Origin of the sequence: Nonomuraea sp. NPDC052116 (assembly GCF_040680035.1) — a bacterium.
In the GTDB taxonomy this organism is placed as follows: Bacteria; Actinomycetota; Actinomycetes; order Streptosporangiales; family Streptosporangiaceae; genus Nonomuraea; species Nonomuraea angiospora_A.
Genome location: NZ_JBFAWA010000053.1, coordinates 59,501 through 80,466 on the forward strand (window position 1 = coordinate 59,501; position 20,966 = coordinate 80,466).

At 67.1% G+C, this 20,966-nt stretch carries 20 protein-coding genes; 10 read left to right on the forward strand and 10 right to left on the reverse strand.

The features are described 5' to 3' along the window. Positions 1-27: 27 nt before the first annotated feature. Together AB0L65_RS57345 and AB0L65_RS57350 are read right to left on the reverse strand one after the other, a co-directional pair. Positions 28-174: a hypothetical protein gene (locus AB0L65_RS57345; RefSeq protein ID WP_364265180.1), complete on the reverse strand. Its 147-nt coding sequence runs from the start codon at positions 172-174 to the stop codon at positions 28-30. Positions 175-365: 191 nt separating this feature from the next. After that, the gene (locus tag AB0L65_RS57350; protein WP_364265182.1) at positions 366-1,316 is read right to left on the reverse strand and encodes a YafY family protein; all 951 of its coding nucleotides are present in this window, start codon (positions 1,314-1,316) and stop codon (positions 366-368) included. Positions 1,317-1,491: 175 nt separating this feature from the next. Here AB0L65_RS57350 and AB0L65_RS57355 point away from each other — a divergent pair, with 175 nt between their 5' ends. Both AB0L65_RS57355 and AB0L65_RS57360 read left to right on the forward strand, forming a co-directional pair. Further along, positions 1,492-1,941: a carboxymuconolactone decarboxylase family protein gene (locus AB0L65_RS57355; RefSeq protein WP_138720058.1), complete on the forward strand. Its 450-nt coding sequence runs from the start codon at positions 1,492-1,494 to the stop codon at positions 1,939-1,941. A 128-nt stretch (positions 1,942-2,069) separates the two neighbouring features. After that, positions 2,070-2,717, forward strand: a complete 648-nt coding sequence (locus AB0L65_RS57360) for a YdeI/OmpD-associated family protein (RefSeq protein WP_364265184.1) — start codon at positions 2,070-2,072, stop codon at positions 2,715-2,717. A 102-nt stretch (positions 2,718-2,819) separates the two neighbouring features. On the opposite strand, the gene AB0L65_RS57365 is transcribed toward AB0L65_RS57360, so the two are convergent. Next, entirely contained in the window at positions 2,820-2,981 is a 162-nt protein-coding gene (locus tag AB0L65_RS57365; RefSeq protein ID WP_364265186.1) for a hypothetical protein, read from the reverse strand. A 422-nt stretch (positions 2,982-3,403) separates the two neighbouring features. On the opposite strand from AB0L65_RS57365, the gene AB0L65_RS57370 reads away from it, so the two are divergent. Further along, positions 3,404-3,775 (forward strand): nuclear transport factor 2 family protein, encoded by a 372-nt coding sequence (locus tag AB0L65_RS57370; RefSeq protein WP_364265188.1) that lies wholly within the window; start codon positions 3,404-3,406, stop codon positions 3,773-3,775. A gap of 211 nt (positions 3,776-3,986) precedes the next feature. Here AB0L65_RS57370 and AB0L65_RS57375 read toward each other — a convergent pair whose 3' ends face one another. Together AB0L65_RS57375 and AB0L65_RS57380 are read right to left on the reverse strand one after the other, a co-directional pair. Next, complete coding sequence (locus AB0L65_RS57375) at positions 3,987-4,256, reverse strand: hypothetical protein (RefSeq protein WP_364265189.1); 270 nt, start codon at positions 4,254-4,256, stop codon at positions 3,987-3,989. A gap of 101 nt (positions 4,257-4,357) precedes the next feature. Then, positions 4,358-6,028 (reverse strand): hypothetical protein, encoded by a 1,671-nt coding sequence (locus AB0L65_RS57380; RefSeq protein WP_364265191.1) that lies wholly within the window; start codon positions 6,026-6,028, stop codon positions 4,358-4,360. A 1,087-nt stretch (positions 6,029-7,115) separates the two neighbouring features. Between AB0L65_RS57380 and AB0L65_RS57385 the strand changes: the two genes are divergently transcribed. Both AB0L65_RS57385 and AB0L65_RS57390 read left to right on the forward strand, forming a co-directional pair. Further along, the gene (locus tag AB0L65_RS57385) at positions 7,116-7,610 is read left to right on the forward strand and encodes a hypothetical protein (RefSeq protein WP_364265193.1); all 495 of its coding nucleotides are present in this window, start codon (positions 7,116-7,118) and stop codon (positions 7,608-7,610) included. Positions 7,611-7,612: 2 nt separating this feature from the next. Beyond that, positions 7,613-10,447 carry a M48 family metalloprotease gene (locus AB0L65_RS57390; RefSeq protein ID WP_364265195.1) on the forward strand — a complete coding sequence of 945 codons (2,835 nt, stop codon included), beginning with the start codon at positions 7,613-7,615 and terminating at the stop codon, positions 10,445-10,447. Positions 10,448-10,514: 67 nt separating this feature from the next. On the opposite strand, the gene AB0L65_RS57395 is transcribed toward AB0L65_RS57390, so the two are convergent. From AB0L65_RS57395 to AB0L65_RS57405, 3 genes are all read right to left on the reverse strand, one after another. Beyond that, positions 10,515-10,700 (reverse strand): hypothetical protein, encoded by a 186-nt coding sequence (locus AB0L65_RS57395; RefSeq protein WP_364265197.1) that lies wholly within the window; start codon positions 10,698-10,700, stop codon positions 10,515-10,517. Between the two features lie 45 nt (positions 10,701-10,745). Continuing rightward, complete coding sequence (locus AB0L65_RS57400) at positions 10,746-11,081, reverse strand: hypothetical protein (RefSeq protein ID WP_364265199.1); 336 nt, start codon at positions 11,079-11,081, stop codon at positions 10,746-10,748. A gap of 601 nt (positions 11,082-11,682) precedes the next feature. Then, positions 11,683-13,938: a WD40 repeat domain-containing protein gene (locus tag AB0L65_RS57405; protein WP_364265201.1), complete on the reverse strand. Its 2,256-nt coding sequence runs from the start codon at positions 13,936-13,938 to the stop codon at positions 11,683-11,685. Between the two features lie 404 nt (positions 13,939-14,342). On the opposite strand from AB0L65_RS57405, the gene AB0L65_RS57410 reads away from it, so the two are divergent. Both AB0L65_RS57410 and AB0L65_RS57415 read left to right on the forward strand, forming a co-directional pair. Continuing rightward, entirely contained in the window at positions 14,343-14,588 is a 246-nt protein-coding gene (locus AB0L65_RS57410; RefSeq protein ID WP_364265202.1) for a hypothetical protein, read from the forward strand. Positions 14,589-15,610: 1,022 nt separating this feature from the next. After that, complete coding sequence (locus AB0L65_RS57415) at positions 15,611-15,985, forward strand: helix-turn-helix transcriptional regulator (protein ID WP_350727265.1); 375 nt, start codon at positions 15,611-15,613, stop codon at positions 15,983-15,985. Positions 15,986-16,010: 25 nt separating this feature from the next. On the opposite strand, the gene AB0L65_RS57420 is transcribed toward AB0L65_RS57415, so the two are convergent. Both AB0L65_RS57420 and AB0L65_RS57425 read right to left on the reverse strand, forming a co-directional pair. Continuing rightward, positions 16,011-16,601 (reverse strand): ATP-dependent Clp protease proteolytic subunit, encoded by a 591-nt coding sequence (locus AB0L65_RS57420; protein WP_192787173.1) that lies wholly within the window; start codon positions 16,599-16,601, stop codon positions 16,011-16,013. Next, complete coding sequence (locus AB0L65_RS57425; protein ID WP_364265205.1) at positions 16,598-17,224, reverse strand: ATP-dependent Clp protease proteolytic subunit; 627 nt, start codon at positions 17,222-17,224, stop codon at positions 16,598-16,600. The genes AB0L65_RS57420 and AB0L65_RS57425 overlap by 4 nt, the downstream gene beginning before the upstream one ends. A gap of 998 nt (positions 17,225-18,222) precedes the next feature. On the opposite strand from AB0L65_RS57425, the gene AB0L65_RS57430 reads away from it, so the two are divergent. The 3 genes from AB0L65_RS57430 to AB0L65_RS57440 form a co-directional block, all read left to right on the forward strand. Beyond that, complete coding sequence (locus AB0L65_RS57430; RefSeq protein ID WP_364265207.1) at positions 18,223-19,464, forward strand: hypothetical protein; 1,242 nt, start codon at positions 18,223-18,225, stop codon at positions 19,462-19,464. Between the two features lie 7 nt (positions 19,465-19,471). Next, positions 19,472-19,963, forward strand: a complete 492-nt coding sequence (locus AB0L65_RS57435; RefSeq protein ID WP_364265211.1) for a CHAT domain-containing protein — start codon at positions 19,472-19,474, stop codon at positions 19,961-19,963. Between the two features lie 314 nt (positions 19,964-20,277). After that, on the forward strand, positions 20,278-20,966 hold a 689-nt coding region (locus tag AB0L65_RS57440; RefSeq protein WP_364265209.1), incomplete at its 3' end, for a transposase.

Genomic DNA, 20,966 nt, shown 5'->3' on the forward strand with positions numbered 1-20,966 from the left:
ACCCGGTGATCGTTTCCGGTCAAAGCACTAGCGACCAACCTGCTGCGCGCGGGCGTCGACATCGTCGTCGTCGCCGAACTCCTCGGCCACGCCCGCCTCGACACCGCCCGCCGGTACACCCTCCCGACCCACGCCGACCTCGAAGACGCCGTCGGACGCCTCCCCACCGATCACGAGAGCACCGCTGACCTGGGCGGACTCAATCGGGTGTACCTGGTTGCACGGGTCTTACCGACACGTCGCATCTTCAGCAGGTCGGCTTCGAACTCGGCGATTGAGACAGTCAAGATCGCAGTCGTACTTCATGGTGGCTGGCAACATCCGTCACTGCAGGTAGCCGTGTCAGCGGTCGGCGGGTGTTTGTGTTACTGGTTGTCCTTGAGGAGTTGTCGTGTGCGGGTGAGGAATGCCTGGCGGACCTCTTCTGGGTGCAGTATCTGGAGTGGTCGGCCGAGGCTGAGCAGGTAGCGGGCCAGGCCGTCGGCGTCTGGCCCGCCGATGTCGATGATCGTTGCGTCATCGCCGTCCGGGTGGTGGACGCCGACCGTTGGTGGCACCAGCCTGCGGGCTTCATCGGCCGGTACGGCCAGGCGGATGGTCACCCACACCGGGTAGGGCCTCAGCGCGATGCCCGTGCTGACCATCTGTGCTGGATCTGGCGGGTCGGGTAGGGCAGTGGCCTGCCCGGTGGCTGTGGCATCGATGATGCGATCGGTACGGAAGGTGCGCCAGTCCTGCCGCGTCAGGTCGTAGGCGAGGAGATACCAGCGGCGGCCGGTGTAGATGAGCCGGTAGGGGTCCACTCGGCGGGTGGACGTCGTTCCGGCCCGGTCGCGGTAGGTCAACTGGGTGCGTTCGCCTCGCCGGCACGCGGTGGCCAGGTCGAGCAGCAGCGCGGGGGAGATCTGGCTGTCGTCGGGTCGTGCGGTGTGGGTGAACGCGGCGTCCAGTTCGCCGAGCCGGTCGGCGATCCTGGCCGGCAGCACCTGGCGTAGTTTCAGCAGCGCCGAGAGGGCTGCCTGGTCGCTGCCGGAGACTCCGCTGAAGGCGGCGGTGCGCAGCCCGACAGCGACCGCGAGGGCCTCCTCCTCGTCAAGGATCAGTGGCGGAATGCTGGTTCCGGGCCCGAGGTGGTAGCCGCCCCATGGGCCCATCTCCGATTCGATGCCGTAGCCGAGTTCACGTAGCCGGGCGATGTCCCGGCGAACCGTCCGTTCGGTGATCTCCAGCTGGGCGGAAAGATCAGCGCACGTCCAGGACCGCCGCGTTGACAGCAAAGACAGCAGCCGCAGCAGCCGCGCCGAGGTGTTGACCACGGCTAACAGTCTGCTCGATAACCAGGACCGTTTCTGACCGGGTCATACCGTAACGTCGCCGGCATGACCGAGAACTCCTCGGCCGAAAAGTCCATTACGACGACGATGACCTCCGCCAAGGTGCGGTAGATGACGGGCCCGGATGGGCGCACGTAACCGACGAGGGGCAGGACCCATGGAAGCACGCATGAAGAGCGTGGCGAATCCCGACGTGATCACAGCGATCCAGCATCTCCACAAGGCGATTCACGCCGGTGGCGTCGACCCGCTCGTGCTCGAGCTGGTCCATCTGCGGGCCAGTCAGATCAACGGCTGCAGCCCGTGTGTGTTCGCCGGCGTCCAGTCGGCGAAGAAGCATGGAGAGACCGAGGAGCGGCTGCACAACGTGGTCACCTGGCGCGAGACCCCGTTCTTCACCGAGGAGGAGCGGGCGGCGCTCGCGCTGACCGAGGCCGCCACCCGGATCCAGGACGGCGCGCCGGGCGTGACCGACGAGATCTGGGACGGTGCTGCCACCCACTTCGACGAGAACCAGATGTCCGCGATCATCCTGAACATCGCAATCACCAACTTCTTCAACCGGATCAACCACACGATCCGGGAGCAGGCCGGCAAGACCTGGTGAAGGCGGGCGGGCGTCATCCGTTCAGAGGCCGCGGTGGCGACGTGGCGAAGGACGTGATCGGCCGGCTCCACCGCTGACCGATCCCGCGCCACTTCCGGCAGGCCCCCGTCCTGGGCTCCCACCTTCGGGTGACCGCCGACAACCATCCCTTTGATGATCACCAGGGGCACATGACGATGAGCGACGAACTACTGGAACTGACCGTTACCGATGCCCGAGCCTGGCGGGAGTGGCTCAGCAGGCACCACGACAGTTCGGCGGGGGTGTGGCTGGTCCTCGCCAAGCAGAACACGACCCGGCCCACCAGCCTGACCTATGACCAGGCGCTCGACGAAGCCCTGTGCCACGGCTGGATCGACGGTCGGCTACGACGGCGGGATGAGATCACCTTCTGCCGGCGCTTCACCCCTCGCGGAAGGCAAAGTCCCTGGTCAGCGCGGAACGTTTCCATCGTCACCCGTCTGATCAGCGAGGGCCGGATGCATCCGGCCGGAATGACCGAGGTCGAACGCGCCAAGGCCGACGGCCGCTGGGACACGGCCTACGCGGGCCAAGCCGGCATCGAGGTGCCAGCCGACCTGGCCGCCGCATTGGCCGCGAACCCCCAGGCACAAGCGATGTTCGACATCCTCACCTCCCAAAACCGCTACGCCGTTCTCTATCGGATCGCGAACGCCAAACGCGCCGAGACCCGAGCCCGCCGTATCACCCAGTTCGTTGACATGCTCGCCCGCGGCGAGGCGATCCACCCACAAAAGCGCGCCCTCGGCGGTTGAATGCGGGCCCACTCCTGTCCCCGCCTCGCTCCTCCAAGCCCACCCACATGGCGGCTCGGCGTTCGGCCAGACCCGGAACCTTACCCAGCCCCCAAGAACCCGTCATAGGCGCAGGCTCGGCTCAACAGCGGCCGGGCGCAAGGGGTGCCGGCCGCCTCCGTCGAGTCTGGCGAGCTCGGCTTCGACGTCGACGGTGATGACGCCGAAGAAGTTGACGTTCTCGCTGTGGGCCGGGGAGATGTGGGCCGGCAGCTCATCAGGCACATCCCGGCCGCTAGCGCGCAGGTTTTGACGGCGAGCTGGTAGTACTCGGTCGTCCACGTGATGACCGTGTTGGTCAGCACCGTCAGGCACCACGCTTGTTCGGTCTGGTCGACAAGGTGCGGCGTGGTGATGGTGCCCTGCTGGGCGTAGTGGGGGTGCAGACCAAGTACCGGTGAAAGGGGCAGTCCCCTGGTCGGCCCAAAACTTCCAGAGCTGCAGCGAGCCGCCGCTCAACCTGGCTGGCTGCGCCCGCTCCCTTTTCCGGAGCGCCTTCCGTTCCATCGCAAAGGGGGGTTGGGGTGTCGAAGGATGATCGTTACCCTCGATCGGGGTGGAGTGACGTCCAGCCGAGGCTGTGCTGGCTGAACTGTCCAGCCTCCAAGTATGAGGGTCCGTACTGAGGCGTACTTGAAAGGAAGACTGTGGGCGGTGCAGATTATGCAGCGCTTGCCGAGCAGTTCATCCCGTACTACTACAACACGTTCGATACAGATCGCCGGTCCCTCGAGGGGTTGTACAGGCCGAGCTCGCTTCTGACCTTCGAATCCAGCCAGACCCAAGGCGCGGTGGACATCGTGGAGAAACTGACCACGCTTGCCTTCCAGAACGTCAAGCACGAGGTCCACACCAAGGACGCGCAGCCCCTGCCCGGCGGCGCCGGCGTACTCATTTTGGTGACAGGGACGCTCGAAGCAGACGGTTCCCCCTTGAGATTCGCGCAGACGTTCGTGCTCATGCCGGATGGCGGCTCGTACTACGTCGCTCATGACATCTTCAAACTGGTTTTTGGTTGATCGTTAGTTGTTGTGTGATTTCTCTTGCTGGTGCGTCGGTTCCTCTTCAGGGCCCCGAAGCTGGAGCCGCTGCTGTTCGGTGTTGATGAGCGGGTGGTCGGGCGTTTCGCGGCGGCTGCATTTGTCCGCAGGCTCCCGGCGCTGTTGTCGCCTCGCCTGGTCCGAGGACATGGTCGCTCTATGGCACGCCCGTTTGCCGCCCAGCGACCGGTCACCAGCCCTTCCCAGCCTCCAGCCGGTGTTTGGTGAAGGCCGACACCGCGTTCTTCAGATCGAGACGACGGGGGCCGGCAAGCGGGCCGAGCACGCAGACGGGTACCCAGGCCCCCCGTTCGGGTGGTTCGGGGCCGCAACAGACGTCTGGAAGGGCGAAATCGAGCGGCCATCCGGCAAGGCGGTGCAGGATCAAGGGGGAGTCCTCGGGCTGCGGCTCGTGCATCTGGAGGTGAAGCGCGAGAACCAGGTAACGGTTATCGAGCATGCCCGTGTGATGGACGTCCACGGGCGGGCTGAGTTCCGTGGTTCGGCGTGCTCAACGACATGGGTGACGGCGATTCGGATCGTCGTCACCCCGTCGGGAGCTTACGCGGAGGGCTGGGAGACGACGACCACGTGGGTGGTCTTCGCCGGCTCGATTGTCGAGTTCCCCACCAGCTGGATGACGTACGTGTGCTTGCCGGCCGTCGTCGGCGTGTCAGCGAAGCTGAACGACCCGTCGGCAGCGGCAGTCATCTTGGCCAGGGCTTTCGAGGTAGTGCCATCGGGGTTGGAGACGTTACGTACGACGGTGACAATGGTGGGCGGGAAGGTGATGCCGTCGGCGGCGAACGTTCCGTTGAATTCGAGTCGCTCGCCGACGACGCCGGTGGTCGGGCCGGTCACCGTGAGCACCGGCTGGTACAGGCCCACCTCGACGATGGCCGAGGCGCCGCTGCCCCTGAACCATGAGTTGCCCGGCCAGTACAACCGATATTCGTACGACCCCCATTTCGGTGCGGTATCGGTGAACTGGTACGTGCCGTCCGCCTCCGTGGTGACTTCCTGGAAGGGCCGGGAGGTGCCGTCGGGGAGCCAGCGGTATAGCTCAAGCGTCTGCACGCCGGGCAGCGCGCCGGTGCTCAGCGTGAGCCGCCCGCTGAAGGTCAGCTGCTTGAGCGCGGTCGCCTCGGAGGGAGCCGTCATGGTCAAGGTGGAGGAGTGGAAAGGCGAATGCGGCAGCCGCCAGAGGTGCATCCGCCCGGTGTCAGGCTCCTTCAGCACCGCATAGGTGAGTACACCGTAGAAGGCGATGCTGCCCGCCACCAGCGCCTTCCCCTGGTGGTCGGCCGAGTAGATCACCTCCGCCGTGGCCGGGTCGTACACCACGAGCTCCGCCGCGTCGCCCGCGGAGGAGTTCCAGCCGCCCACGACATAGGCTCCGTTCGGGCTGGCCGCGACGGCGGTGGGCAGGCCGTGCTCGCTCAGCTCGCCGCTGTCGTAGGCGCGTGTCTTGGCGTTGGTCGTCGTGTCCCAGGCGTCGAACCGGTGGGTGTCGGCCAGCGCCGACAGCGCCGCCGACCCGTAGTCGCCGAGGGCGAGGTCCCGCAGGGACGTGTCAGTGCGGATCTCACCGCGCGGGGTGGCCGGGGTGCTGCTGACGTCATACACCCTGATCGAAGCGGGGTCGGTTCCCGGCTCTCCCGCCACCAGAGTGCTCCCGGCGACGGCGACCAGCGGAGGCTGCGTCGTGCCTGGCCCGACCGGGACGAGGGTGGGTGTCGGCCTCCACAGCTCGAGGGCGACGACGCCTCCTTCCCCCGCTTGGCCGCACCCGTATCCGACCCACAGCCGCTCGTACGACTGGGCCAGCGTGGACGGGCACGGGTAGGCGGTGAGGTCGATCCGCTTGGTGATGGCAAGCGTTGCGATGTCGATCTCGATCACTTCATGCGAATCGCGCAGCGCCGCGTACACCTTCCTGCCGTTGTCCGCCACGGACAGCGCCACGGCACCGGACAGGCCGCTGATCGTGTCGATGAGCGCGCCGTCGCTTTTGGTGACCACGATCCGATCGTCGGCGGCGACGAAGATTTTGCCGCTCTGCCCCACCACGTCGCCGCCCCTGTCGGCGGCGACGCCAAGGTCGGTGACGATGTCGGCGGCCGAGGCGGCGGGTGCCTGAGCGACGAGCAGGAGCGCTGCCAGGAGCAGGAACCCAGCCAGGGCGGCTAATCGGTGGGAGAGAGGAGCACGGCCAGAGCTTGAGAGGCGCACATGCACTCCATTCTGAAGGACGATTGTCGAACGTATGTTCGCACATTGGATCATCGTCGTCCAGAACGGCCTCAGACAAGGTGGTCCCATCGCCCGCCGCCCCAGACGGACCTCGTACGGGGCGTCGCCAACAAGGTCCTGACCGCGATGGGCACGGTGTGGGTGTGCCGTGAGAGGTGCATCCATTGCCTTCTCGGCCGCCCGGTCTTGAAGTCATGTTGACGTGCCCGGGCGTTCGGCCGGCTCGCGATGCCGTCGGGCCGACGTCAGAGGCTGGAGTTGGTCTGATTAGTCGCTGCGCCGGTGACGCCGGGGCGGCGATGTCGTGTTGGTGGTAATGCCGGCGGAGGTCTCCGCACCCAGGCTCACGTAGCGGGCGCGGCGGCCAAGTGCTGGTGGCGCCAAGCGAGGCCTGTGTCCCGGCCGTACGGCACATCCGAACTCCAGGCCAAGAGCCGCCACCTCCGGCAGTTCTCGGCTTACGGGAACTGCCCCTACAGTCCTGCCATGTCGAACCTGGCGAATGATCAGAAGACCGGCGAGCTCCGGCCGGGAAAGGGCCGAAACATCTCCGCAAATATGCGGAGATACACCCCTGTTTGCGGAGATGGAGTCACTCCAGAACCTTCTATCTCCGCAAGCATCTTCGCGCGTCAAACAAGATCATGCGGAGTCACGGAGATGTTTCCCCCCTTCCCAGCTACAGAACAACAAGCGCTACGTATCGGGCCCCGAGTGCCAACGGCCCGGTACGACCGAAACCGGTCCCGTCGCATACGGGAGGTACCCGTCCCACCGTATGAAGAGACCGTGCGTGAAAAACGGACGACCCAATGCCGCTGAACTGCGCGAGCATTACCCGGAAGAACTCCAAAGGCAGGCACGGGACTTCGGCGAGCACGCCGGCCACTACACCGCTCATGCGTTTTCTGGATTTACCTACATCTCCAGATTCCTTCAGCGAGGATGGTAATCCTGCACAGTGCGGCAAGTGCATCACAGAACGCGATGAAGAGGGGACGTCATGAGTTCTGGAGCAGCTTTGCCCAGCAGCGGCGGTCATGTGAGTAGGGCGGGGACGACCAGGGTGCGCGACGTCGTCCGCGATGTGGTGGCGGAGATCGCGCCGCAGGAACTCCTGCTCGTGGACGGGCTGGCCAGGCTCGATGACGATGCTGTGATTCAGCGGCTGGGCCGACGGGGCAGTCGGCGTGAGCCGTTGGGGTTCGGTCTGGGTGAGATTGCAGCCCTGGTGACTCCGGTGGTGTGGCTTATGGTCGACGAGGCTGCGCGGCGGGTCGGGAACGTCGCTGTAGATGGCGCGGCCGCAAGAACGAGAGCCGTACTGCGCAAGATCTTCCGAAGGTCGGCTGCGGCCGTCTTCGTCCCTGATCTGACACGTGAAGAGCTTGCCGAAGTCCACCAACGGGTGGTCGAGACCGCTGTGGAGCATGGGCTTGGGGACAGCCGCGCACGGCTCATCGCCGACGCCGTGGTGGGCAGGCTCGCACTGGCCGCACCGGGGGATGACGCACAGGAGCCGGACGGCCCGAACAACGGCGGCGCCCTGACACAGAACTAGCGATGCAGACCGTGGTCCCCGCGCCGCGAATCGACGAGCGGGCGATGGGCGCAGGCACGACTGTGCGTTTCATCCTGCTGCTGACTCTGCTGGTGGTGAGTAGCGGTTCGATGATGCAGGTCGTAGCCAGCAGGTTCTACGGCGGATTCGGATACGGCTGTCTGCTCGCCGCCGGAGGCGATCCCAACCAGGGCACCAACCGAGCCGTCTCCGCGAGGATCATCGCGCACTACGACGCCTACCGGGCATGCGTGGACCGCTACGAGCCTGCGGCGCCTTGGTGGCTGCCCCTCCTGTGGCCGGTCTTGCTGGTGACGGTGGCCGTGGCACTGTTCTGGTGCCTGCCGCTCTGGAAGGCCCGGCGCGGCCGGGTCGTACCGCTGGAGGCGATCGACCACGACGGCGAGATCCGGCGCAGGCTGGAGGACTTCGCCGCGGCGGCCGGCCTGGCCCGCGTTCCCCGGACCGTTGTCGACCCGACGGCGGTCACGACCGACGCGTTGGTGTTCGGTAGCAATCGCCGGCCGATTGTGTGCCTGCACGGCGGGCTGCTCGCCTGCATGACCACCAACCCCAACGGCTTCCGGGCGGCAGCGATGCACGAGTTCGCCCACATCCGCAACGGCGACGTCACCATCACCTACGCCACCATCGTCGTGTGGCGGGTGTTCATCGCCCTTGTGCTCCTCCCGTACGTCACCTGGTACCTCACCGCGATTCCCACTTCCGTGCGGTCGCCGTTCTGGGCTGGTGAGGCGGCATTCGCAACGCGTGGCATGCTGCTTTCGGTCTTCATGATCCTGTTGGTCTATCTCGCCCGGTCGGACGTGCTGCGCAGCCGGGAGATCTACGCCGACCTTGCCGCACTGCGCTGGGGCGCGGACCTGCGCAGTTTGACGTTCACGGTATCTGCCCCGGCCAGGGGCAGGCTGCAGCAGGCACTCGGCTCCTTTGTCGAATTGTGGCGCACCCACCCGCGCTGGGCGCTGCGTCGGGACGCTGTCACCGACCCGGCGGCCCTGTTCGGTGTGCAGGCGCTGCCCATGTTCCTGACCGGGGCCGCCGCCCCGCTCATCGATACTCAGGCGGCGGATTACCTGCCTTCCATCGCGAAAGGCACCTGGATGGTCCAGGTGACAGCCCTGGTGGTGGCGGGTCTGGTCACTGGTGTAGCCGGGATCGCACTGTGGCGTGCTGTGGCCCATGCCGTACTCACCGGGCGCCGTGCGCCATCTGGTGTGCGCGCGGGGCTGTGGCTGGGAGCCGGAGGAGCGGTTGGCGAGCTGGTTCTGAATCGGATCGTGGTCCAGCGGTGGCTGCCGGATCACCCGGTGGTTCTGGCGCTGGTGCTGTTCGCCGGAGTGGCGTTTGCCTGGTGGACCGCGCAGTGTGCCCAACTGTGGGTTAGGGCGTGGCCGGGACGCACGATCCGGCCGGCCATGCTACTGGGGCTGGCAGCTGCATGGCTGGTGCTGTTCTCATGGTTCGCGTGGTGGCACAGCAATGGTGTGCTGCTGGCGAGCACAGGAACAGTCGACCTCGCCGGGATGCGCTGGATATTGCAGGACATATACGGCCCCTCGCCCGGGGACCATCCGGCCATGCTATCTGCGATCGGCGCAGTGTGGCCGCTCTTGACCGGCCTCGACCAACCTCTCGTCCTCTCCGCGGTCATGGCCCTGTGGGTGGTGCCACTGCTCGCCTGGACGCTCCGCCCGACCACCAGCCCACCCTGCTGGGCGCTTGGCTCCCTGGGCGAGGTCAGCAGGCGAGAGGCGCTGGACCAGGCGTTGCCGCTGCGGCGGCGGGTGCTGTTGGTTGCTCTGCTGGGGGTGCTGACGTGCTGGGCCACCGTCGCCGTCGTGATGGGATATATGCACACATGGCAGCCCCCGCCCGGGGATCGAGGAGGCTTCTATGGCCTGGTCTACCAGGCGTGGGTGCTCGTGGCCCTGGTGGCCGCGGCCGCGGCGGCGGCCGTGGCCGCGAGCATCCTGGCGAGCCGTTACCGGCTGCTTGTCGCGCTGATCACCGCCGAGGTTGTGGCGTTGGGCGGCCTCGCCGGCCGTTTCGTGCTCGCCGGCGCGGACGGGTGCTTCCAGCCGCTGAACACGATGGCGACTCGCTGTCACTGGCTTCCGAATGCAGCTTGGATACTCGTCCAAGCAATCACGGGCTACGTTCTCGTGCTCGCCGCAGTTGCCGCTTTCATGGCGGCCGCGACCGTGTCGGCGGTCCGGAAGGTGCGGTCCAGGACGCAAAGTACGGCCCCCGAGCTGTATCCCGGCCGGCCGCATGGCGGGCTCGCCATGCGGCGCGCATGTACGGCTGTGCTGTGCGCTGCGGCAGTGGCGGTAACCCTTGCAGCGGCCGAACAACAAAGCTCATCCGGACCCGACTTCAGTTCCAAGGTCCAACAGGTGATGGGCGTCGACAATGTGGCCGTGTCCGCCGAGATCAGGACCTTGCAGGTGAAGGCCTGGTGGGCACACGGCGGATGGGATCTGCAAAAACGCTACAAAACCGACGCCGCGCGTCTCTCCGCGAGCCTCAAGGATGCCGCTCAGACCAGGCACGGCGATATCGACCCGTCGATCTTTGGCCCTCTGTGTGCCCACATGGGGCAGATCGCCCGAGACGCGGGCCGTTACTTCCAGGCCCCGGACCCCGAGGCCCAAGTGCTCTGGCAGACATTCATCACTCAGGCGGATGAAGGTGGCCGAAACTGCCAAAAGAGCCTAGACCAGGAGAACGCCGATCTCTTTCTCGCGTCCATGACGGAGCTCATCAAGGCTGGGAGTGCGCTCGAGTCGGTCATAGCTCGGTTGCCGAGGTGAGACGCGCCTCTCGGGGCTGTAGACCGGCGCCCTGCCTGGGTGAGTGTCCAGTCAGGGGCGGGCTCGCTCAGCGCGGCCAGGTGTCGCGGGGGACGCGGTAGAGGACGCGTGACGTCGCGAACCAGCCCCGGTCGAGGAACCGGCCTGTGATCCACCCCGCCAGGATGAGGTAATACTCCACCTGCTCCCGGAACCCGGCGTCATCCAGGCCCAGCGCGTAATCCTGGAACGCCTCCTCTCCCACCCTGCCCACATACTCTCCGTCGTGGTAGTAGACCATCCCCTCGTCCGCGAGCTCTTACAAGCCGGCCATGTGCCAATGAGCGAGAATGCCCCTTCCTCCCGCGCTCGCTTCCTCGGACAGTGTGCAGCCCCTGTTCATGGCGCCTGAGACAGACCAGCCCGGAGAGTGCGTCCCGATCCAGACCAGAGTTTCCTGCTCGTCATCGTCGATCAGGTCGAACGCGGTATCGAGATCGCAGAGAACTCCAGAGCCCGGATCCACCCGGAAACGCTCTGCGGCTTCATCGATCTTCTCCGTGTCGATCCTTGCCACATCGAAGCGGCTGTTCAGGAGGTACTCCTCCAGGAGATCCCACTGGCTCTCCGCGGGCATCGCTCGTGACAGGTTCAACGGACAGTTCCTTTCGCGGTTCGAGCTCGCATGACTGCTGGTCACAGCCACTCGTTGACGGCCGCGATGGGCCGAAGCAGGCGACCGCACCCATCACGGCGAGTGCGGACGCGCCGTCCAGCGGGGCACCGCGCGGCGGGCGCACGTCGAGACCCGCCGGTGAACCACCCGGCCGGCAACCCCGCAGAGCCGCCCTCCGCGGACGCGGACCCCAGCCACCACGAGCGACGCTGACGGTTCGGATACCGCGAGCCGATGACCTCCCGCAGGACCCAAGCAGATCGAGCGGCTACGCAACCGGGTCCACCTGGTTGGCCCTGCTCGCGCTCGCGCTCGGCGGGCTCGGGCTGAGAATGTTCGCCGCGCCGTTCTTCAGCACCGCGCTCGAACCCGTCCGCCCGCACGAGAACCGGCTCGGCCAACGGGCTGCTCAACACCGTGCAGCAACTCGGGCAGCACGATCGGCATCGCTCTGCTCGGCACGCTGTTCCTCCGTACGGGCGCCCCGGCGGCCCCGCGTTGTGGGCCGCCGCCGCACTCCCTGCTCATGAACGGCTTCGCCACCGCTTGCATGATCGGCAAGACGGGTCCGAGGCGCTGATCAGGCGGAGTCGCGAGGGGCCAGCACCGTGATCTCCTTACCGGAGGCCACGATGAACTGCCCGTCCGGTGCGACGGTCAGCGCGGTGACCGGCTCGGGAAAGACCAGCGGGTCACCGATGAGCCGGCCGCTGTCCAGATCCCACATCCACACCGTTCCGTCGTCGTTGCCGCTGACCACGCGAGGACGGCCGTTCACCACCATCGTGGCCACCGTCGTCACCGGGCCGGTGCCGCCGGTCAACGGCAGCCTGTGAGGTTTGCGCGTCGTCAGATCCCAGACCCGCACCGTGCCGTCCGCGCTACCGGTGACCGCGAGAGGACGCTCGTCCACCAGCAGCGTGACCACCGACCGCACCGAGAGGCTGTGGCCGCTGAGCCAGCGGCCGACCGGTCGGCCGCTGCCCACGTCCCACAGCCGCAGCGACTTGCCCTCCCGGTCGGAGGGCATCACCACGTGCAGGCGGCCGTCGATCATCACCGGGGCCAGCACCCGGTCGGAGGGCATCATCACGTGAAGTAAGGCGCCGGTCGGAACCACTTGGATCAGATGAGAGAGCCCGGTCAGCACCTTGCCGATGGGCTGCCGGGTGGTCAGGTCCCACACCCGCACCGTCCCGTCGTTACCGCCGCTGACCACGCAGGGCCGACCGTCCACCGTCACCGTGACCACTGATCGCACCGGGCTGTTGTGGCCGGTCAGCGGCCTTCCCAGGGGTTGCCGGGTGGTCAGGTCCCACACCCGTACCGTCCCGTCGACGCCGCCGCTGACCGCGCAGGGCCGGCCATCGATCATCACCGAGGTCACCGCGTTCACCCCGAGGGTGTGGCCGGTCAGCGGCTCGCCGACGGGATGCCCGGTGGAAAGGTCCCACACCCGCACCTGCTTGTCGTCGTCGCCGCCGCTGATCAGGCAGGGACGGTCGTCCACCAGCACCGTGCTCACCGACCGCACCCAGCCGATGCGGCCGCTCAACCGAGCGTCGGTAGGCGGTGCGACAGTCAGGTCCCACACCCGCACCGTGCCGTACGAGTTGACGGTGACCGCGTGGGGACGACCGTCCACCACCTCAACCGTCACGGACTCTACTGGGCCGCGATCGTTTCCCGGGTCGGTGGAATCGGTCAGCGGGGCGCCCACTTGACGTCCGGTGCTCAAGTCCCAGATCCGCACGCTGCGGTCGCTGCTGCCCGTGACGGCATGAGGGCGGCCACCAATCATCGCCGTGGCCACCGACTCTCCCCAGCCGGTGTGGTCGGTCTGCAGGGTGTTCATGAGGTTCCCGGTGTCCAGGTTCCATCTCCGGACGGTCTGGTCATTGCTCCTGCTGATCGCGAAAGGTCGGCGCCCGATCACCATCGTCGCCACCGACCACACCGCGCTGGTGTGGCCGGTCAGCGGCGCGCCGCGTTGCCGTCCGGTGGTGAGGTCCCACACCCGCACCGTGTTGTCCTTGCCGCCGGTGATCGCGCAGAGGCGGTCGTCGATCATCACGGTGGCCACTGACATCACCTGGTCGGTGTGGCCGGTCAGCGGATCGCCGACGGGCTGCCGGGTGGTCAGGTCCCACAGCCGCACCGTGCCGTCCATGCTGCCCGTGACCGCATGGGGGCGGTCGCCGATCACCGCCGTTGCCACCGAGGTCACCCAGCTGGTGTGGCCGGTCAGCGGATCGCCGACGGATTGCCGGGTGGTCAGGTCCCACACCTGCACGGTCTTGTCGTGACCGGTGGTGACCATGCAGGGGCGGCCATCGATCGATACCGTGGCCATCGCCTTCACAGTGTCGGTGTGGCCGGTCAGCGGCTCGCCGAACTGGCGTCCGCTGGACAGGTCCCATGTCCGCACAGCGCAACCGTCGCCGTTGAGGATCGCGAGAAGGCGTCCGTCCACCAGCGCCGTGGCTACTCTCGTGGGGAAGTACGGCGTGTGGAACGCGCTCACGAGGCGCGGATCCAACAAGGTCCCGCTGGCCCAGCGCACCTCCCAATCGGCCCGCTTCCCGTCCACGGAAACCGCGCTGATCTCGTGGGAGAGATCACAGGCGCCGAACCTGGCCGCGGCCAAGGCCAGCGCCTGCCGTCGCACGCCCGCCGTCACGTTACGATGCCACTGCTCCGCGGTGCGATACACCGCCGCAGCCAGCAACCACTCGCCCCGTGACACCGCGGCTTCGAGAGCCGATGTCACCTGATCGTGATCCCCGTGTACCAGCGCCTCGGGATCACCTAAATCGGTGGATATGCCGCTGTCCATCGCTTCACCTCGCCAAGTCCAGGAGCATGAACCCCACCACTCGATCGCCGCGGAAGAAGGTCAGAGGCCATCCCCGGACCTACCCGCCACCGCTTCAGCAACCCGTACACCTGCTGCCGAGAGATCCTCAGCTCCGCCGCCACCTCAACCTACTGCTCCCGGGCCAACCGGCCGATCACCTCGACCCGGCGGACGGCGACCGCCCACTCCTCCGCCGAAGCCGTCAGCACACCAAGCTCAGTTGCACCCGTCACACGGTTGGCCATACCGACCTCACCGTTGTACACACGAGTACGGACAAAGATCGACGGTAGTGCACGGGAGTACGGGCCCAGGGCGAACACCGGTTCATAGGTCGGTGCAAAAAGAGATCTGCGTGAAACGCTCCATGAAGCACTTCCGGGGTGCGCGACGACGACTTCCTCCGCGTGGAGGCCCACGACTGCCCGATGACCTCCTGCGCCGCCCCGGCCGGCTCGCCCTGCCGCACCGGCCGGGGCAAGGTCGCCGTCCAGCACCACACCGCCCGCTTCCGGCTCGTGCCCGCGCTCGCCAAGACGCTCACCGTGGCCACCCCGGCCGTTCGCAAGCCCGGTACGCTCCTACGCCGCCGACTGCCCCGACCTCGCCCGGCAACGGTTGCGGGTTAGCGTGTCTCGCAACCTTTAAACGAGACAGGCCGATCCGCAGCCATACGATCACGAAACCTTGGTGGGCGCCTCTCATGGATCTTGAATCGAGCAGTGCCTGAACTGCGACGCATCGCTCGTCGGCGGTCCGCAGGGTGGCGTGGATCCGCGTCAACTGCGGGATGAGGTAGAGGCGGATGTGCGTGGCGTAGCCTGGCCGGGCCGACGGACAGAGGGCGTCCTTGGTGGCCGGCCGGCGTGCCGGCCACTGTCCGAGGGTGCATCCGGCCCCTGCGCCGTCGTGGTCGGCAGCGGCCAGGGCTCGGCCTGCCGCTTGCGCTTCCTCGGGGTCGGTGTAACCGCCCTGGCGGACGCGCTGCCGCTGCCCGTCCAGGCTGCGTACCTGGACGGCGAAATACCAGCTGCCGTGATCGTCATCTACCGGCAGACGCGGACACGTGACGCCTCGCTGACGTCCCGTTTCCGCATCCACACAGCCGCATCGTCTGCTGATATGCACACGTGTCTTTGCCATCTGCCCCACGGGGTGCGATGACAGACGCGTCGGCTAGGACTTGCACTCGATCAGGGACGACCTCAGGGCGAGTGGCCGAAATACGTGGGGCTCGACGAACCGGCCCCGTCGTGAACGCGCCGTCGCGTCGCCGGATGCAGGACTGTGACGAGGGTCTGCCGGGTGTGGGAGGGGCTTGCCGCCTTACACGAGCGGCGGCGTGCTCGGCTGGCCCAGGCAGGCCACGCCCTGTGCGACGGCCACCCGGACCGCACCGCTGCGAACCACCCAGACGACCGGCCCAAGCCCACATCGCCGGCAATCCGACCCGCCTGATCTCGCTGCGCCGAGTACGGTGCGCGCCCTGCTCGTGTGGCTGGTCACCAACGTCACCCGAGCGCTCGCCGCCGCGGTGACCCCGTGGTGAGCGCGCAGGTGCGCCTCAGGCCGAACGGAGGAGGCAGGGACTGGTTCCGCTCTGCGCGAAGCCGGCGGAACTCGACAGCGCTGTCTACCTATGGTGTGGAGTATGGCCTCCTCCATCCCGCAGCCATCTTCCATCTCGCCGCTACGTCCAGCGATCGATCGGACCGCCCTCAAGCCCTCTCCGGCTCGCGAGCCGCTGTGGCGGCAGGTGCTCGGTGAGTGTCTGAGGGGCCTTCGTCAACAGCGGGGCGAGAAGTTGAGTGAGACGGCGGGTCGCGCCGGAGTCTCGCCGCAATATCTCTCCGAGATGGAAAGAGGCGTCAAAGAGCCGTCGAGTGAAATGATCGCCGCGGTCGCCGGCGCGCTGGATGTGACCCTGGTCGATCTGACTCTTGCTGTCGCAGAGAGTTTGCGGTCTGCTCAGCCCAGCGGGTCGAGGGGTGCTGTCTGCTCGGCGGCGTATGCTCTGGCCGCTTAGCGGCTTGCCGGGGTTGTTCGCGGGCCTATGAGTGCTCCTCGATGATCTGATCGAGGAGCCCGTACTCCAAGGCCGCGGTCGCGGTGAACACGCGATCGTGATCGGTGTCGGCGCGTAGGGTCTCGATCGTCTGGCCGGTGTGCCGTGACAGGATGCGCTCGATGTCTGCCCGGACTCGTACAACCTCGTCGGCCTGCAAGATGAGGTCGGGGATCGTTCCGCGCCCCTGAGCGGCTGGTTGGTGCAGGATCACGCGTGCGTGGGGGAGAGCGGCACGTTTTCCCTCGGCACCCGCGGCGAGAAGGACGGCACCGACCGCGACGGCCTGTCCGACGCAGGTTGTCGAAACCCGTGGGCGGATATGGCGCATGGTGTCGTATATCGCGAGCATCGCACTCGGATCACCACCTTCGCAGTTGATATAGAACTGTATTTCGGCATCGGGGTTGTCCGACTCCAGAAAAATCAGCTGCGCGATGAGCGCGTTGGCGACGCCCGCGTCGATCGCGGTGCCCAGATAAACGATTCGCTCGGTGAGCAGGTGCGAGTAGACATCCATGATCCGCTCGCCACGGGGATTCTGCGCGATGACGTTCGGTATCGTATATGTGGTCACTTGCCGACTCCTTCGGTGACGCCGAATCCGGGCCGCGGGCGATTGTGCGGCGCGACTTCGTCGAAGGTCTGCACAATCGCATCTATGAAACCGTAGTCGAGCGCCTCTTGCGCTGTGTACCAACGATCGTGCAGAGAATCCTCGAATATGCGCTCGACGGGCTGGCCCGTGTCCTCGGCGATAAGACCGAGCACCGTGTCACGAGTATGCCGGAGGTCGCCGGCCTGCAGTTCGATGTCGACCGCGGTGCCACCGATTCCCGCCGAGCCCTGGTGCATCAGGACGCGTGCGTGCGGCAGGGCGCGGCGCTTGCCTCGGGTCCCCGACGACAGCAGGAATTGCCCGGCGCTGTAAGCGATGCCCAGCACGAGGGTCGATACGTCACAGGGAATGAGGCGAATGACGTCGCGAATCGCCAGCATCGAGGGGACCGAGCCGCCCGGGGAGTGAATCCACAATGCGATATCGGTCGACGCGTCCTGGGTGGCGAGTGCTATCAGTTGCGTGGCCAGCAGTGTCCCGTTGTCGTCGTCGAGAGGGCCGTCGAGAATGAGAACACGCTGCTCGTAAAGCTCGCGTCTCATCCGCTGGTTGAACAGGGGAAGTTTCGATTCTTCGCTCATGCGTCCATCATGTGAGGCGATTCGCATCGGCGTCGACACGATCCGCCTGCGGCAGATCTGCTCTGAGCAGCGTGACCTCCTGAGCAGGGGCATATGGTCACGCTCCGCAGGGCACTCGGGTCGGCTTCAGGGCGCATCTGGTCAGGAGCCGGTTTCCGGATGGGCACCTGAGCATTCGCTCGGCATGGACAGCGGATCGAGTGTCGCCAGTCACTACTCGGGGCAGCGGATGGCGTCCCCCGTCCTGGAGGCGAGCGGGTCGATGGCGGGATCGCGGTGGGCGCTGTCCAGGGTGAGGGACATGACGAGCTGGACCCGCCCCGTCCCGCGAGCCGAAGGTGGGGGTGGTGAAGCCGGGCGAGCTGCTCTTGACGGCCTTGTACTCACCCTGGCTCTCGCACACCTCGAGGGTGGGTAGCGGGGATCCGTGGGCGGCCGGCCGGCGTTGAGCTCCTTTAGTTCCTCCTTCGTCAGCAATTCGTACGTGTCCAGCGCTCCCGGTGAAAGGCGCTGAGGTCGTCGGCGGTGGAGATCACGCCTCCGGCGGCTGGCCGACCTCATCGTGGTGCCCGGCAGCGGGCCCGGCGCCAACACGGGCGTTCCCGCCGAGATCGCCGCGGCACGCTGCCGAAGGCGCTGGCCGGTACCGCTTCAGAATCCGTCGCGGGGCGCTTGACCTGCGGATCGACCTGAGGTGGCGGCTCGGTCCAGGATCAGTTCCCGTGCCTCTCCGTCTCCTCTATCTGCTCATGATCCAGGTGTTCGGCTTGCTGATGCTCCTGGGACGCGGTCAAGCGTCCAAAGACATGGAAATCATGGTGCTCCGGCATGAGCTGGCTGGGCTGCGGCGTCAGGTCGTCCGGCCGGAGCCCAACTGGGCCGATCGAGCGGTCCTGGCCGCCCCTCCGACCAGCAGGTATCACAGAGCGTGATCGTGGGTAACGACCACTTGGAACATTGAGTGGCTGAGAGGGATGGCCTTGTTTGACGGTCGCTGGATGCACGGTGTGCTGGCCGCGCTGGTCCCGCTGGGGCTGACCGCGGGCCAGCCCGGCCCGTCCGGGTCTCCGGCGCGGGGGAAACCCCCGGTCGTGCTGTTCCCCGCGTTCCATTTCACCAAGCTCCAGGCGACCGTACGCGACCAGACCACGGCGCCGGGCTGCCCGCGCTCTGGCACCTTCCAGGACTGGTTCCGCAACGACTGGCCGAGCAGGTTCAGCCAGGTCTGCCGAGACCGGTTGCTCACTCTGCGCTACCGCGACGATCCGTCGCTGCCGATGCCGGGGCGTTTCGCCGAGCAACCGGGCGTCACCGTCGAGATCATGGAATACGGCCGCACGGACAGCGCACCGTACTACGAGGCTCTCTACCGCAGGCTGGAGACCGCCGGGTATGTCCGCGACCGGGACATCCGGGTCGCCGGGTACGACGCCCGGCTCACCCCCGACATGGGCGGCTTCTTCGAGCGCACCCGCCGGCTCATCGAGGACACCTACCGCGACAACGGCGAGCGGCCGGTGCACCTGGTCGGCCACTCCAACGGGCCGCTGTACGCCCAATACCTGCTCACCCACACCAGCCAGGCGTGGCGAGACCGCTACATCCACGGCTTCACCCCGATCGCGGGCAACATGCCGGGGCAGGGCCTGATGTACTCCCTGATGTTCACCGGGCAGAACATCCAGGACTTCGGCTACCCCACGACCAGGCAGAACGCGCGGAGCAGCGCGCGGATGTACCAGAGCGCCCCCTCGACCTACATGAGCGCGGCCGACCCGGCGGTCTTCGGCGACCGTGAGGTCGTCATCCGCGAGTCCTCGACGGGCCGCTCCTACACGCCTCGCGACTATCGGCGCCTGTTCGCCGACGCGGGGCTGCCGACGGCCGGGAAGATCGCCGCGTACTACGTCGGCTTCGTCCGGTTCGCCGATCCGAGGTCGTTCCCCGACGTGGACGTCTACGGGGAGAAGGGTTCCGGCCTGCCCACGGTCGTCGGGGCCCGGCTGGCGAACCTGTCCACCGGCCAGATCGCCGACCCCGGTGGCTTCCTGCGGCGCGACGGCGACGGTAACCAGGAGGACATCACCAACAACGCCATCCTGGCCTGGCGGGCCATGCACTGCCATCACTTCAGCCTGACGGACAATCCCGGCGTGGAGCACGGCGCGCTGCCCAACGACCCCGCCCTGCTCGACCGCCTGGTCACCGTCCTGGGCCGACCGCGCACCCGCTGCCGGTAGCCGGCCGCTGCGGGGGGCCGAGTTCGCGTATCTGTCGGTCTGCGGCACGGGCCAAGCCGGGCACCGGCTGCCCAATGAGGCCCTGCATATAGGCGCCGCGTTCCACCTCGCGGGATTCGCCGACGTGGTGGCCTGCTTGTGGCCACTCTCGGACGACTTCGCCGTACGGGCCGCTGAGGCGTTCTACCGGCAGGCCGCGGCACGCGGCCGTCCCGGGGCAGAGGCCCTGCATGACGCCTTGCACGAGCCGCGATCCGCTGCCCTCCCGGCATCTGGCGGGGCTGCTGCACTTCGGCCGGGCAGCCGAAAGCGCTACACCGAGCCGGCCGCCTTGAAACGGTGCGAGCCGATGCTCCAGGTGAACCGCGCGGCCGCAAGTCGAACGCGCCGATCACCTGGTGCAGGGGTGAAGGTGTTGCGACCCAGGAAGTGCCCGGCCAGGGTGCCATCGTGCGATGGCCAGGCCTCCTTGCGCACAATGGCCCGCCGCTGGTGCTGATCTCGGCTCAGACCCGGAACGTGACAAAGTTCCCAGTGGGTCCTGCCGGGGCTGTTGACTGGTTTTCGGGTGTACGCGGTGGACATGCGCCGACGCGGCAGGTCAACGTGGACTCGGGGGATTACTTCCGGCGCAGAGTAGGGGAAGCCGAGCGTGTTCTGCGGGAGCTGGTCGGGCGGCCGGAGATCGTGACGGGCAGTTCTCCGGCGGACCCTTGCTGATGCAGCCTGCACTGATCCGCAAGGTGGTGACCTGAGCCGCTGAAGGCACTCGCAGATCGAAGACCGCAGGCTGTTGTGGTCGGCGGGGTTGTCGTGGATGGGTGGCAAGATCCGCCGTGGCAGGCCTTGCTGGGAGCAGAATCCCGGCACAGGAAATATCGGCAGGTCGTTGACTGGTGGCATGTCGGCTTCATCGACCTGACCAGCGGCCAGGGGCTGCTGGGCCAGGTTGGAGGCCGCGTCTCGACCGTGGTGGCCGCCTGGCTGGCGGCCCAGCCCGCCACCTGGCGTGGCGTCATCACTCATATGGCCATCGACATGTGGGCCATGTTTCGCTCGGTGATCCGCGCTGCGCTGTCACACGCGAGGATCGTCGTGGATCATTTTCGCGTGGTGCAGCCGGCCGATGCCAAGGTCGACGAGCTGCGCAGGCGGCTGACCTGGAAGATGCGCGGGCGCAGGGGCCGCAGGGGCGGTCCCGAATGCGATCATTGCAGGCTGCTGCGCTCGGTCGCCGAGGAGCTCACTGATCAGCAGCGCACTGTTCTGGAGCGGGGCCTCGCCAGGATCGGCACCTACGGGCGGCACATCCCGGCCGGCTGGCGCGCCAAGGAGAAACTGCGCGATCTGCTCGCCCTGGCCCACCAGCCTGGTTGTGCCGGCCTGCCGCCCGATGATCGTGTCCTCGAGTCCTCACGGGCGAACGCGGATGACCGTCTTCCCCGTGCGTCGCTCGGTCGGGTTGAGGGCGGCGACGGCATCGTCGAGGGTCGCGACGTTGC